This window comes from Heyndrickxia sp. FW510-T9, from assembly GCF_058781025.1.
This window is the reverse complement of record NZ_JBYSWK010000015.1, coordinates 15,437-27,647: the sequence shown is the minus strand read 5'-3', so window position 1 is coordinate 27,647 and position 12,211 is coordinate 15,437. Positions and strand designations below refer to the sequence as shown.

Below are 12,211 nucleotides of genomic sequence, written 5' to 3'. Positions count from 1 at the left end.
ATGAAATTTTTGATTTTTTAGGAGGGTAAACGAATGCGTACTACGTATATGGCTAATGCAAATACAGTTGAACGTAAATGGTATGTTGTAGACGCTGCTGGCAAGACTTTAGGTCGCCTAGCTAGTGAAGTAGCATCTATTTTACGCGGTAAACATAAACCAACTTTCACACCACATGTTGACACTGGTGATCATGTTATTATCATCAATGCATCTCAAATTGAATTAACAGGTAAAAAACTATCTGATAAAATTTATTACCGTCATACACAATTTGCAGGCGGTTTAAAAACTCGTACAGCAAACGAAATGCGTACAAACTATCCTGAGAAAATGCTTGAGCTTGCTATTAAAGGCATGCTTCCAAAAGGATCTCTAGGACGCCAAATGATTAAAAAGCTAAATGTTTATGCTGGTGCAGAACATCCACATCAAGCACAAAAACCAGAAGTGTACGAACTTCGCGGATAATTTATAAGGGAGGGTATTATTTTGGCACAAGTTCAATATATTGGTACAGGACGTCGTAAAAGCTCTGTTGCTCGTGTTCGCCTAGTTCCAGGTAACGGCAGCATCGTTATTAACGGTCGTGATGTAGAAAACTATATTCCATTTGCAGCTTTAATCGAAGTAATCAAACAACCTCTAGTTGCTACTGAAACACTAGGCAGCTATGATGTATTAGTAAATGTTAACGGCGGTGGATTTACTGGTCAAGCTGGTGCAATCCGTCATGGTATTGCACGTGCTTTATTACAAGCAGATCCAGCTTACCGTGCAACATTAAAACCAGCTGGTTTATTAACACGTGACCCACGTATGAAAGAACGTAAAAAATACGGTCTTAAAGGTGCACGTCGCGCTCCTCAGTTCTCAAAACGTTAATTATGGGCGTTTCAAAGACTCTCAGTCATTTTGGCTGGGGGTTTTTTTCTGGCATAAATTCCAGATAATAATTTGGATTGCTTAAAACCTCCAAAGCTAAAAATATAACCATTCTCTCTAACAGAGATTTTACGAATAAGCTCATATACTTCTTAGTTGATAGATAGATAAAGCCTTGTTTCGCTTTGACGGGTTCTCTCCACGTGTTTTCACTAAACGAGCAAAATCATTTGCAATAAAGCCAGGAGCATATTCATCAATTTTCTTTTAAACGACAATATCATTAAATCTTTTAATCGGATATCCCGAAATAGGTTTCTAATAACCCCTAAAGTACGAACGTAGTTTTGAAATGTCGTTTCTTTAATATCGTTTACCTTTACAAGATAAATCCAATTCTCGAAGAAGTCCGCAGAGGTTGTTGTTCTGTGGGCGAGTTCTTTACCTTCTCCTTTCGCTAATTCCATTTCTAATGCCAGAGCTTTAGGGGCAAATATTATGACTATTATTCCTTTTCTTTGTTAAAAAGAGATTGGAACCAAAACTAAGGTATATTAAATATCAAACTAACCAACACAATTAGTATGTGATTGTAGGATAAACTTTTATTAGCAAAATGTATTCAACTAACATCTATCGTTTTGGTTCAAATTGGTTCAAGAAGTATCATCTTCAATCCTTTTTAAATACGTAGAATGTTGATATGAAAGGATTACAATAGATTTGATATACTTAAAATTCATAAGTATATTTCTCAAAACGTTAAACCACTTGATACTACTGGGTTTGATCCTGTTTGGAAGTTAATTCCAAGCAGGTTTTTTTATTGAAAAAAAGTACAAAAAATAGATAGTGACTGGAATTATTTTTTGAAAGAAATTCACTGTCTTGTTTTATAAGGCTCCCTATTTACATCTTATATATATTCTGTTAGTAAGTTACTTAAATACTGGTCAGACGTTTTGGTTAAATGGGTTTTGGATAAGCTAATCGCATTGGTTTTAAGTCGGTAATTTTCGGAAATAAATAGTGTTCAATTTCAGGATTCCTAGTATTGTTTCTTAACTTTTTATTCAATTCCTTTAATTTCAAAAGAACTTCAGATGTCTTTTCATCAAGATAAATAACTCTTCTAGAGTTTTTTCGTTTTTGACTAATATCGCATCGCTTACAGCCGATTATCTTTGTAATCTGTTTCTTTGGCATACTTTATCTCGAGCGCGAACTTAAAGTTTTCTTTAAGTTTCTTTAATGGGCTAATCTACCATGATAAAATACAAGGAGGAAAATCGATATAAATTATCATACTTCAGTCCGAAAGCTCCATGAAAAGGCGAATGGTAAGTTTGTTTTTAGCGTTGCTACTGAGCATGCCCCCCTGCATCCTACGCAGCAAGCGAGGGTACAAAGTCAGGCGCCATGGGCATTGGGAGGAGAAACAGCTGGAGGTTTGGATTGGCAAAGGGCTTATTAAGGGTTATGGGGAGGGCTCATTTAAGCTGGATGGCGCGATTACAAGAGCATAATTCATGCCTTTGGTGAACCGATAGTTTAGGTTGAATGACATTGAAAATTGAACGAATTATGATAATTCTCGTAAAAAATGTTCAAATCACATAAAGATTCTTCACGGTAAAGGAGTGAGTATGATGCTGGTCGTTGGAAGAAAACCCGGACAATACATAGTGATCAACGAAAAAATTATCATAAAGGTAGTTAAAAGTGAAGAGGGGCACTTACGCTTGGCTATTGAAGCGCCAAAAGATATCTCTATCGTTCGCGGAGAATTACTTAATCAAGAATAAACACAAGTATCTCGATTTTTAATGCAAGCTTTCGTTTCGGCAGCTTTGAACTAGTCCAATAGCTGCAGTTCCCTTACTTTGGAGATTGCCTATACCTTTCTATTTACTTGCAGCTTTCCATAGATGTTGAAGGTGTGAATTTCAGCAGTCCTTCCTTGGATTCCAATTATTCGAGAAACTCTCCGCCTTGAGACGAAGGATATCCATTTCTCGATTCGTAAGCGATTCGACCAAAGAAGCCATTATTTTTACTTCAGTAGTCTTAGCTTCTCCGTCAGCATTATCTTTGTAATTGCCAGAGCTTCAAATAGACTATTCGCGAGAATGTCATTTCCAATACTTCCATACGGTCTGAATTATAAGCACTCCAGGTACAAAACGCAGTCCCGGTTATCCGGATAACGGATGGGCAAGCACAAAATCGACTTGAATCGTCTCCGTTGGATATATGGATCGGATGCAAAAATAGTTAAGAGCAACCTCAGTAAAACGTAAAACAGCTCTATAACTTTTAAATTCGGTAGCCAGCAATGGCATAAGAACCTGCGCAATGGAAAACGCTTCGGAGTGGCCTTGCTTTAAAGACATTCGAACATATTTGGCAAACATAATCACTGGCAATTCCCTATTGACCTTAAATTAAATCAACGATAAAGCCATGACAATATCCGCTAATGCTTTATGCAACAGATCCCAGCTCATCGGCAAGTCATTCAGGTGGTTCATTTTCCCTGCAAGTGATAATTGCGTATAGGCCAAGCCATAATAGATAGATGCGAGGCTTTGGGCGGAATATTCAACCCAACCTCGGCCATTACCATTAAAGCAATTTCCCTCGCTTTTTCCTCTCTTTTTTGAAAGCGTACATCGTTATCTAGATGACATAGATTCTGGCTAGATCCACCAAATTGTTTACGTGCATCAGCAACTGCTCAAGAACCGCTTCTGCTTGATCAAAAGAAACGCAGAAATACTTCCACGAACTCAAACAGATGATCGTTGGTAGTATCTGATTGGTAAAAACGAAGAATCACTCGGCCGATTTTCAAATGGACTGGCTTCTTTTCCACATACGGCCTAAGACCATAAGCTGCTCTCTACACCTGATCATGCAAGGCGAAACGGCTATGCCGTCCTTTGGCGACATTTCTAATAAATTCTCCAAGGAAAACAGACTTTCTTGTTGAATACTCTACATCTGCAGTCATTCCTTTTTTTTCTCTGGTATGTAGTAAAGGTACTTAACACTTCGAGTTTTGGGGAGGTACTCCTTTTTTCACTCGTTAAAAACTCAAACCCAGTAAGGCCTTTTATTATGAAATTCTCTCAACTTCCAAAAAGATTTTTTCACAAAAAGATTAAACATTTCAAGAAAATTGCCGATATATAAATTAATCGCATATCAGATTACTCATGGACGAGTAAATACGCATGTAGTTTCAAGGAGGAACATTTGAAACATATGCCTATTTATTCGTCTTTTTGCTGTTTAAATGTAGTTTTTTCACAATTAAATAATTTATTTAATAATTACGAGACTTAGGATGAGCAAATAAGTCGCCGTCATTCTTCAGGAGGAAGAAGGGCAGCGACCTGTTTGCTCATTTTTTTATGTCAATTTAATAAGCGGGATAAGGGGATGAGCCAATGCTCGTGTTAGGTAGAAAACCAGGAGAATATGTGCTGATCGACAACAACATTATGGTAAAGGTCATTAAAAGCGATGACGGTCATTTACGCTTGGCGATTGAAGCACCGAGGCATATTTCTATTGTTCGTGGAGAGTTATGGGAAGAAAACAATATAGCCTTAGCAAAAAAGGTCGAGACCACTGCCACTTAAGGACGAGTGGTGAAATCAAGGAAGATAACAGTTTGACTTACAGTTCCTTGTTTTGGATTAGCGCGCAATCCATCAATGACTTGTGAGTACAGGCTATGCGATTCAAAGGGTGCAAATGGATAGGCATCCTAAAACACACCACATGGAGGTAATGAGAAATGATAATTAACCACAACATTGCGGCACTAAACACGCACCGCCAATTAAGTAGTGCTACAAATGCACAATCTAAATCAATGGAGAAACTAGCTTCAGGTCTTCGTATCAACCGTGCTGGGGATGATGCAGCAGGGCTAGCAATCTCAGAAAAAATGCGTGGACAAATTCGAGGATTGGATATGGCGGCTAAAAATGCACAAGATGGTGTTAGTTTGCTTCAAACAGCTGAAGGTGCATTAAACGAAACACATTCAATTCTTCAACGTATGCGTGAACTAGCTGTTCAAGCGTCAAACGATACAAATACAACAGATGACCGTAAAGAAATCCAAACAGAAATCAATCAATTAACTTCTGAAATCAACCGAATAGGTAACACTACTGAGTTCAATACAATGAAGCTTCTCAACGGAGAAAGAGCGATTACTTCTACTACTACTCCAGGTAAAACAATATCTGTGGATGTAGTAAAGGCAAAATCCCAAACAGTTACCGTTGGACTGCAACCAGCTACTTGGTCAAGCGATGACTCCAAAGTGAATTTTGATGTTGGATTTTCTGGTACAGCTGCAAACGGGTTTGATTGGTCAGACTTAGACATAACACAAACGAATAAATTATCTATTACAAGAGATGCAGACGGATTTAAATTAGATTTTAAAGGTGTAGATGGCGGAGCAAACACGCTTGAAATTAAGGCAGAAGCTCTTGCACACGACCTAGAAACGGACACATATACTTTTGATAATCATGGAATCAAATTTTCATTTACAGGCGAAGAGGTTAAAAACTGGGCAGAAAATGAGAAAGTTGACATAAATTTAAATATAGTTGGGGCTGACGTAACCGGGGGTGTTCAAACAGCAACTACTATACAAGATTTTACAACTAATACTGCTCCAGGAGCAACACCTGTTCCTGAAACGGCACCAGGACAAGTAACTGCTGGTGCACTATCTTTTGATTTTACAGGTGCAGGGGCAACTTTAAATGGCTATACAATTGAGTTTGGAATAATAGCGGATGACACTACTGCAAGTGCAACTATTGATACAACTAATAAAAAAATCATTATCGATGGGGACTTTGACGATACAGATACTAATGGAGGTTTTTCTAGCAATTCAGATATTAAGGATGCAATTGAAGCGGCTTTTAAAGCACAAGGTGGCAGCTTCATAGGTATTACAGTAACCGTTACTGGTACACCGGGTACTGAAACAACAGGGGAGTCTTCTTCAGCAATCGCTGATGGAGTGGATGCTTCTACTACTCTAGCTGGACAAGGGGCTCAATTAACTAACTTTAAAGTCGATGGTGATTCTCCTGAATTACTTGCTAATGTTGCACAAACTAAAATCGCATGGGACGGCACTGACCTTATTGTAGACCTTCAGGATGATAAAGGTGTTTCTGTTTCAAAATCTACACTTTCTTGGGATGGGACCTCATCAATTAGTTATGAGTCAAATGGTGTTTCATTCGATTTAGATGCACAGAATGCTACTGACTTCTCCGGTATTTTCAAATTTGAAACTGAGAAAGTAGCTGTTGAAACAAGTAAAACAGCAGATACGACAACTACTGTTGATAAATCATTAAGTTTCCAAATTGGTGCTAATGAAAATCAATCCATGTCAGTAGCTATTAATGATATGAGAGCATCAGCCCTAGGTATCGTGGGGACGGGTACAGGTTTCTCTGCTGATAAAAATGTTACAGACGGAACAAATAGTACAGATGTAGAATCTGCCTTAGATGTTACTACATTTGATAACGCTGCAAATGCAATTACTGTACTTGACAATGCTATCAAATCAGTATCTGCACAGCGTTCTAGCCTTGGTGCATTCCAAAACCGTCTGGAACACACAATCAACAACTTAGGAACATCTTCTGAAAACTTAACAGCTGCTGAGTCTCGTATCCGTGACGTAGACATGGCGAAAGAAATGATGGAACAAACGAAGAACTCAATTCTTTCCCAAGCTGCGCAAGCGATGCTGGCGCAAGCGAACCAACAGCCACAAGGCGTGCTGCAGTTGCTCCGTTAACTCCCAAAATTACGAGGGGGTTTTCACAAAGGCGCATTTATCGTTTTCAGTTTCCATTTATCACTAATTTCTTTTGCAAAAACAACCTCCATCTCCACTTTATCATAGGTGGAATTGGAGGTTGTTTTGCATGAAGTCTGGGATCCTCTTTCTCATGCGACCACTTTTGGGGACAATGTAGCAGACTTGTGACATCGGTTTCGCTAGATAAGTAACCCTTCTCGAAGTAGTAAGTTAGCGGCAGTCGTTGTCACACTACCAACTTTAACGCTATGTTCGCGTTTGCAACGCATTTCTGGCAACCAGCATATATCCTGCCCCCCGAATCGTAATGATTCTCTCAGGATTGGCAGGGTCAGCCTCGATTTTTTTGCGTAAATTACTGATGTGTACAGCGACCGTTCTCGTATCCTCCAGACTCTCCATTCCCCAGATGAGCTGAAACAACGTATCAACACTGACGACACGATTAACGTTTTGTGCCATATAGGACAGTAGGCTGAACTCTTTTTTCGATAAAAAGATAGTTTCACTACCCATGTTGACGGACTGTGCGTAGAAATCCAGCATCATACCCGGTAACTCCAGCAGTTGTTCCTTTCTGCCCGTCGACACTCTGCGAAGATGAGCCTTGATCTTGGCCATGAGTACTCCAGGACTGAACGGCTTGGTCACATAATCGTCGCCGCCATAGGATAATGCGCTAATTTTCACCTCGTCTTCCTTACGGCTACTCAGAAACACGATCGGCGCATTCGTGTAGCTACGTGCGTTCATGCACCAATCAATGCCGTTTTCATTAGCCAGCAGTACATCCAGTACAATCAAATCCGGCTTGAAAGACTCAAGCAGCTTCATGGCTTCTGTCCCGCTATAACTGTAGGAGGATATGAAACCCTCCCTCTCGCAATACACCTGAACCATCTCGCAGATATGTGGATCATCATCGACGATCATTATTTTGTGAGTGTCCACCACACCGTCACCCTCCTTCATTTACAATACAAGGAAGCGATACATAGAATATCGATCCTGTCTTGCCGTCGCTCTCCGCCCAAACCGTCCCTCCATGCGCTTGTACGATTTCCCTGCAAATCGCCAGCCCGAGCCCGCTGCCTTGTACTCCCTTCTCCACGCCCGGTCGATCATATTTGTAATTGCGAACGAAGATTTGCTCGAGCTGATCTGGAGGAATACCCGTGCCAGAATCTTGTACGCTAATTTTCGCATAGCGGGTATGATTCACCTCGTCCATAGCCAGCGCAATACGCACCAGCCGCCCTCTAGGGGTGAACTTCATCGCGTTCGACACTAGATTAAATAAAGCTTGGTCTAATCTTTGCGGATCCATCTCGACAACAAGCAAGTTGGATCGTTGATCTTCCGCATCTCCGATATCCAGGGTGAAATCCAACCCTGCGTCACGCACAACCAGCTCATATTGTTCAAAAAAACCACGCAAGAAGTGAATCACATGAACCGGTTCCATTCGGAACGAAACTTGTCCCGTCTCCAAATGCGACAAGAAGGACAACTCCTCGATCATGCGGTTAATCCTTATCGTGTTATCCCGGATATACTTCAGGTACTGTTTATTACGTTCCGGCTTGACCCTGTCCTGCACAGCTTCTACATAACCAAGCATGCTGGACAGCGGCATACGCAGATCATGCGTAATATAGGCAAGGAGCTTCTTTCTCCCTTGCTCGGAGTGAAGCAACCGGTCATACGAAATGCGAAGATCATCATGAGCTGCGGATAAGTCCTGTGTACGTTCCTTCACGGTCCGTTCCAAATTCATATTCATTTCGGTAAGCTTGTTGTTAGCGTCCTGCAGCTCACGCGCAATCCTCTCCTCGTTCGATGCCGCCCTCGTAAATCTCGTAGAAAGTAAAATCATCTGTGCAATCGTAAATACCAACAGACCAAGCGGAGATGTATTTCCGATCGGAGACCATTCGTTGTAATATAAAAAATCGTTGATGACAGTAACCAACGTAACTACCGACACCAGCAGGAAGATCAGCGCTCCCTCCATACGCCGCAAAGCCGCTCGGACCAGCCCAACCATCAGATAAACCATATGCAGAACAATAATCACACCGATCAATAGTAACATTTTTGTATATATTATTGCGGGGGTCACCACAATAACGATACATAATGCGCTAGTTACGATCCGAGTGCCAAGAAGAAACCAACGAGAAACATAATTTGGAAAGATGCAATCAGAGTACATCGTGATGATATAAGCACTGCTGCAAAGAATCAGGTACTCGATCTTGAACTGCAATTCCCATGGAATAGCTGGCCACAATTGTGTGATCAAGTGCTCGCCGACCAGCAATGATCGGATACCAAACAACGCTGTGAACAGACCAAAATACAATGTAGCCTTGTCTTTGCGCCGCAGTATGAACAACAGCAGGTGATACACGCCAATCACCAGCAGGCTTGTAGTGATGAACATTTCAGAGGCGATTCTAAGATTTGTCCTGACCGTTAACACATCACTGCCGCCCAACTCTATATACTTGGTGATGCCGCCTCGCTTATGATGAAAGTTGGCTACTTGCATAACCAGCTCCACCCTGTCATTCTTGGGCTGGAAGAATACCAGCTTCGTTGCCAGCTGCGGGGTCACGCTACTCTTGTCCTGACCAACTACACCAACTTCTGCCAGCAACTCTCCATTAACCCATAATTTATACGCATGAAAGATGGTAGGCAGCCGCAGAGCAAGCCGCTTATTCCTATCCTGCTCACTAAGTTGGATGACCAACCGAAAGGTCGCAAAGCCTGTACCGTTCAGCTGCTGACCATCTAACTGATAGCCTAGCCAGGAGCCCGGGATGCTGATCCAGCGGTCATGATTTCCGTCCCTTGTAGAACGAATCTGTATGTCCTCGGGTGACAGCAGCTCTTGCCAGTAGAACTCCCACTCCCCTTTTAACTTTATCGGATTCTCACTGACATGAACTTGCGTTAAATCCAGAATGCCTTTTTCACTTTGGAACTTTTGGGAGTCCGGTGCGGAGATGACGGCATAGCTTGCAACCAAACCAACAACAACGGCAGCAGCTATATGAAGCAAAATAGTACGAGAACCGAATCGGAGAATACCCCTCATTATGAACCTAACCCCAATCTACAAAATCGCAATAAATAAGTTAATTATCTAAATAATATCATCATTAAAGGAAAATGTACCCTACAAATATTTGCAAGGCGTTGAACACAAACATCACGATGAGGTTCTTTTTTGAACGTAAGGCGAAACGGCTATCCCCGTCCTTTGGCGGCACGGCGCGTTTCGTTCCAAGAAATATAAGTTCGGTATAGAGTAAAACTTATACTTTCTTATATTTAAGAAAACCAGGCAAAAACCGCCCGGCCATTTTTGGGGTAAGAGATTATCCGAAAGTCTGTACTTTATTTCATGTATTCCCTCATAATATTCTCGATACATTAGACCACTACATTTTTCGCGTGAAAACATTGATTGAGTAGTTGGATCTCCATCATCCATTAAATCAAAGTCCCTTACAAGACTTAAAATTATTTCTTCCTTTTCGTGACACACTAAACAAACAAAGCTGACGCACTGTTTCTTGGATTGGCTTAAACTATTGTTTTTCTTCCCCTTTTGGCGGGTTTTTGATACCGGTAAGATCGTTAATCACCATTTCTAAATAGGCTCTAGTGAGGGGGCACAATGCTACCTTTATTTCTAGTTTACCATCCTGAAGACAGACTTCTCCCTTGTATTCATAGTAGCATTCACACCTAACGGGGGAGTTAGTTTAGCAAGGTGATCATCAATAATTGCATTGTAATTTTTTGAAACTAATATTTTGGGAATATTATGTTGATAGCTAGTAAAGAAGGATTAGGTGTATCGCCTGCAATAGTTTCATTGAATGGTAAAGAAGTAGAAAGGATAATTCTTAGTAACAAGGAAGTGTTAACAGTTCTTTATGAATCTGCTCCTGGTAAACACTTACCACGAAATCAATGGAATGCCAATGTTTTAAAAGAGTTAGGTAGGCAAATAGGTAGATTGCATCGTCTCTCTAAGAAATTTGAGGAGATACATCCGATTAGATATATCAACGATTGGCATCAAAATGAGGAATATGCTTTCCTGAAATACATTCCTGAGGAAGAGATTACGATTAGAGATGTTGCACAAGAGGTTTTAACAATAATTAAAAACATGCCAAAAGATCATTCTAATTATGGATTATTACATGGTGACTTATGGTTAGAGAATATATTGGTAGATCATGATTTAATACTGTCAATGGTTGATTTTCAAGATTGTGAGAAAAATTTTTATATCTTTGATTTAGCAGTTCCAATATATAGTGCGATAGAGTATTCATTTGTCGGAAGTGGGAACATAGTTGAATATGGAAGGGGTATTACAAAAGCAATCATTGAAGGATACCAAGAGGAAAATGACCTTTCCAAGGAAATGTTAGATAAACTTCCCCTATTTATAAAGTTAAAAGAAGTATTTGAATATAGCTTAATGCATATGTACTGGAATAAAGAAAAGTTAACTGAAGAACAGATAAGAATAATGAACCATTTTAGAATGAGAATTGAACACAATCATTCATTTCTTAATCTTTAGAATCACGACTTGTGATCCTTAATGGAGGAAGTAATATGGATATAACAACAGATAGATTAATAATTCGTAAATTTACATATGATGATTGGCAAAATGTCCATGAATAGACATCTGATGCTACTGTTATGAAATATATGCCAGAATAAATGATTAGGGGTCGTCAAAATGATTGAACATAAAAAATTTCCGAATTTAGAAACAGATAGGTTGTTATTGCGAAATGTAAATAATGAAGATATTGATTTTATTTATAGGCTTTTTAGTGATGAAAGAGTTTGTGAATTTTTATATGATGAAGAATTATTTATAAGTAGAAATGATGCAATAGAGTTTGTTGAATGAAATAAAGATCCAGAAGAAAAGGGACACAATCGTTGGGTATTAGTCAAAAAAGGTGCTAACCAAGAACCAATTGGAACCTGTGGATATGATTATTGGGACAGAATGAACAATATTGCAGAAATAGGCTATGATTTATGGCACGAATATTGGGGACAAGGATATATGAAAGAGGCTTTAGCTAGTGCAATAGAAAGTGGGTTTAATCATATGAAATTGAATAGAATTAACGCTTATGTTGCTTTAGACAATGTGAACTCTATGAAGTTATTGGAGAAACTTGGATTTGTAAATGAAGGAGTATATAGAGATAAGCATTTATTTAGGGGCAAATATTATGACCATTATTCCTTTTCTTTGTTAAAAAGAGATTGGAACTAAAACTAAGGTATATTAAATATCAAACTAACGAACACAATTAGTATGTGATTGTAGGATAAACTTTTATTAGCAAAATGTATTCAACTAACATCTATCGTTTTGGTTCA

12 protein-coding genes and 3 pseudogenes are annotated in these 12,211 nt (G+C 39.6%); 9 read left to right on the top strand and 6 right to left on the bottom strand.

From position 1 onward, the window contains the following. Nucleotides 1-33: 33 nt before the first annotated feature. Both rplM and rpsI read left to right on the top strand, forming a co-directional pair. Nucleotides 34-471, top strand: a complete 438-nt coding sequence (rplM, locus tag AC3WJF_RS10055) for a 50S ribosomal protein L13 (RefSeq protein WP_492451707.1) — start codon at nucleotides 34-36, stop codon at nucleotides 469-471. A 21-nt stretch (nucleotides 472-492) separates the two neighbouring features. After that, nucleotides 493-885, top strand: a complete 393-nt coding sequence (gene rpsI, locus AC3WJF_RS10050) for a 30S ribosomal protein S9 (protein WP_213096042.1) — start codon at nucleotides 493-495, stop codon at nucleotides 883-885. A 212-nt stretch (nucleotides 886-1,097) separates the two neighbouring features. On the opposite strand, the gene AC3WJF_RS10045 is transcribed toward rpsI, so the two are convergent. Both AC3WJF_RS10045 and AC3WJF_RS10040 read right to left on the bottom strand, forming a co-directional pair. After that, nucleotides 1,098-1,352 (bottom strand): hypothetical protein, encoded by a 255-nt coding sequence (locus tag AC3WJF_RS10045; protein ID WP_492451705.1) that lies wholly within the window; start codon nucleotides 1,350-1,352, stop codon nucleotides 1,098-1,100. A gap of 499 nt (nucleotides 1,353-1,851) precedes the next feature. Beyond that, the gene (locus tag AC3WJF_RS10040) at nucleotides 1,852-2,091 is read right to left on the bottom strand and encodes a hypothetical protein (protein WP_492451703.1); all 240 of its coding nucleotides are present in this window, start codon (nucleotides 2,089-2,091) and stop codon (nucleotides 1,852-1,854) included. A gap of 119 nt (nucleotides 2,092-2,210) precedes the next feature. Between AC3WJF_RS10040 and AC3WJF_RS10035 the strand changes: the two genes are divergently transcribed. Both AC3WJF_RS10035 and AC3WJF_RS10030 read left to right on the top strand, forming a co-directional pair. After that, nucleotides 2,211-2,411, top strand: coding sequence for an S-layer homology domain-containing protein (locus AC3WJF_RS10035; protein ID WP_492451701.1), 201 nt, complete (start codon nucleotides 2,211-2,213; stop codon nucleotides 2,409-2,411). Nucleotides 2,412-2,531: 120 nt separating this feature from the next. Next, nucleotides 2,532-2,690, top strand: coding sequence for a carbon storage regulator (locus AC3WJF_RS10030; protein WP_492451699.1), 159 nt, complete (start codon nucleotides 2,532-2,534; stop codon nucleotides 2,688-2,690). Nucleotides 2,691-3,080: 390 nt separating this feature from the next. On the opposite strand, the gene AC3WJF_RS10025 is transcribed toward AC3WJF_RS10030, so the two are convergent. Beyond that, entirely contained in the window at nucleotides 3,081-3,305 is a 225-nt protein-coding gene (locus AC3WJF_RS10025; RefSeq protein ID WP_492451697.1) for a hypothetical protein, read from the bottom strand. A gap of 1,032 nt (nucleotides 3,306-4,337) precedes the next feature. Here AC3WJF_RS10025 and AC3WJF_RS10020 point away from each other — a divergent pair. Both AC3WJF_RS10020 and AC3WJF_RS10015 read left to right on the top strand, forming a co-directional pair. Further along, nucleotides 4,338-4,532, top strand: a complete 195-nt coding sequence (locus tag AC3WJF_RS10020; RefSeq protein WP_492451695.1) for a carbon storage regulator — start codon at nucleotides 4,338-4,340, stop codon at nucleotides 4,530-4,532. Between the two features lie 158 nt (nucleotides 4,533-4,690). Next, entirely contained in the window at nucleotides 4,691-6,745 is a 2,055-nt protein-coding gene (locus AC3WJF_RS10015) for a flagellin N-terminal helical domain-containing protein (RefSeq protein WP_492451693.1), read from the top strand. 270 nt (nucleotides 6,746-7,015) lie between these two features. Here the strand turns inward: AC3WJF_RS10015 and AC3WJF_RS10010 are convergent, their stop codons facing one another. From AC3WJF_RS10010 to AC3WJF_RS10000, 3 genes and pseudogenes are all read right to left on the bottom strand, one after another. Then, nucleotides 7,016-7,723 carry a response regulator transcription factor gene (locus AC3WJF_RS10010; RefSeq protein ID WP_492451691.1) on the bottom strand — a complete coding sequence of 236 codons (708 nt, stop codon included), beginning with the start codon at nucleotides 7,721-7,723 and terminating at the stop codon, nucleotides 7,016-7,018. Nucleotides 7,724-7,727: 4 nt separating this feature from the next. After that, on the bottom strand, nucleotides 7,728-9,875 hold the full coding sequence (locus tag AC3WJF_RS10005) for a sensor histidine kinase (RefSeq protein WP_492451689.1): 2,148 nt from the start codon (nucleotides 9,873-9,875) through the stop codon (nucleotides 7,728-7,730). Nucleotides 9,876-10,371: 496 nt separating this feature from the next. Then, nucleotides 10,372-10,533, bottom strand: a pseudogene (locus tag AC3WJF_RS10000) (IS91 family transposase); the annotation flags it as partial. 92 nt (nucleotides 10,534-10,625) lie between these two features. Here AC3WJF_RS10000 and AC3WJF_RS09995 point away from each other — a divergent pair. From AC3WJF_RS09995 to AC3WJF_RS09985, 3 genes and pseudogenes are all read left to right on the top strand, one after another. Then, a pseudogene (locus AC3WJF_RS09995) lies at nucleotides 10,626-11,384 on the top strand (phosphotransferase enzyme family protein); the annotation flags it as partial. 165 nt (nucleotides 11,385-11,549) lie between these two features. Then, nucleotides 11,550-11,726 (top strand): GNAT family N-acetyltransferase, encoded by a 177-nt coding sequence (locus tag AC3WJF_RS09990; RefSeq protein ID WP_492451687.1) that lies wholly within the window; start codon nucleotides 11,550-11,552, stop codon nucleotides 11,724-11,726. 21 nt (nucleotides 11,727-11,747) lie between these two features. Then, nucleotides 11,748-12,104: pseudogene (locus tag AC3WJF_RS09985) on the top strand (GNAT family N-acetyltransferase); the annotation flags it as partial. Nucleotides 12,105-12,211 lie beyond the last annotated feature (107 nt).

Excerpts from the sequence above, each read along its gene's own strand:
- AC3WJF_RS10045 (WP_492451705.1), bottom strand. The coding sequence starts at position 1,352 with ATGGAATTAGCGAAAGGAGAAGGTAAAGAACTCGCCCACAGAACAACA.
- AC3WJF_RS10040 (WP_492451703.1), bottom strand. The coding sequence starts at position 2,091 with ATGCCAAAGAAACAGATTACAAAGATAATCGGCTGTAAGCGATGCGAT.
- AC3WJF_RS10020 (WP_492451695.1), top strand. The coding sequence starts at position 4,338 with ATGCTCGTGTTAGGTAGAAAACCAGGAGAATATGTGCTGATCGACAAC.
- AC3WJF_RS10030 (WP_492451699.1), top strand. The coding sequence starts at position 2,532 with ATGATGCTGGTCGTTGGAAGAAAACCCGGACAATACATAGTGATCAAC.
- AC3WJF_RS10035 (WP_492451701.1), top strand. The coding sequence starts at position 2,211 with ATGAAAAGGCGAATGGTAAGTTTGTTTTTAGCGTTGCTACTGAGCATG.
- rplM (WP_492451707.1), top strand. The coding sequence starts at position 34 with ATGCGTACTACGTATATGGCTAATGCAAATACAGTTGAACGTAAATGG.
- AC3WJF_RS09990 (WP_492451687.1), top strand. The coding sequence starts at position 11,550 with ATGATTGAACATAAAAAATTTCCGAATTTAGAAACAGATAGGTTGTTA.
- AC3WJF_RS10005 (WP_492451689.1), bottom strand. The coding sequence starts at position 9,875 with ATGAGGGGTATTCTCCGATTCGGTTCTCGTACTATTTTGCTTCATATA.
- AC3WJF_RS10015 (WP_492451693.1), top strand. The coding sequence starts at position 4,691 with ATGATAATTAACCACAACATTGCGGCACTAAACACGCACCGCCAATTA.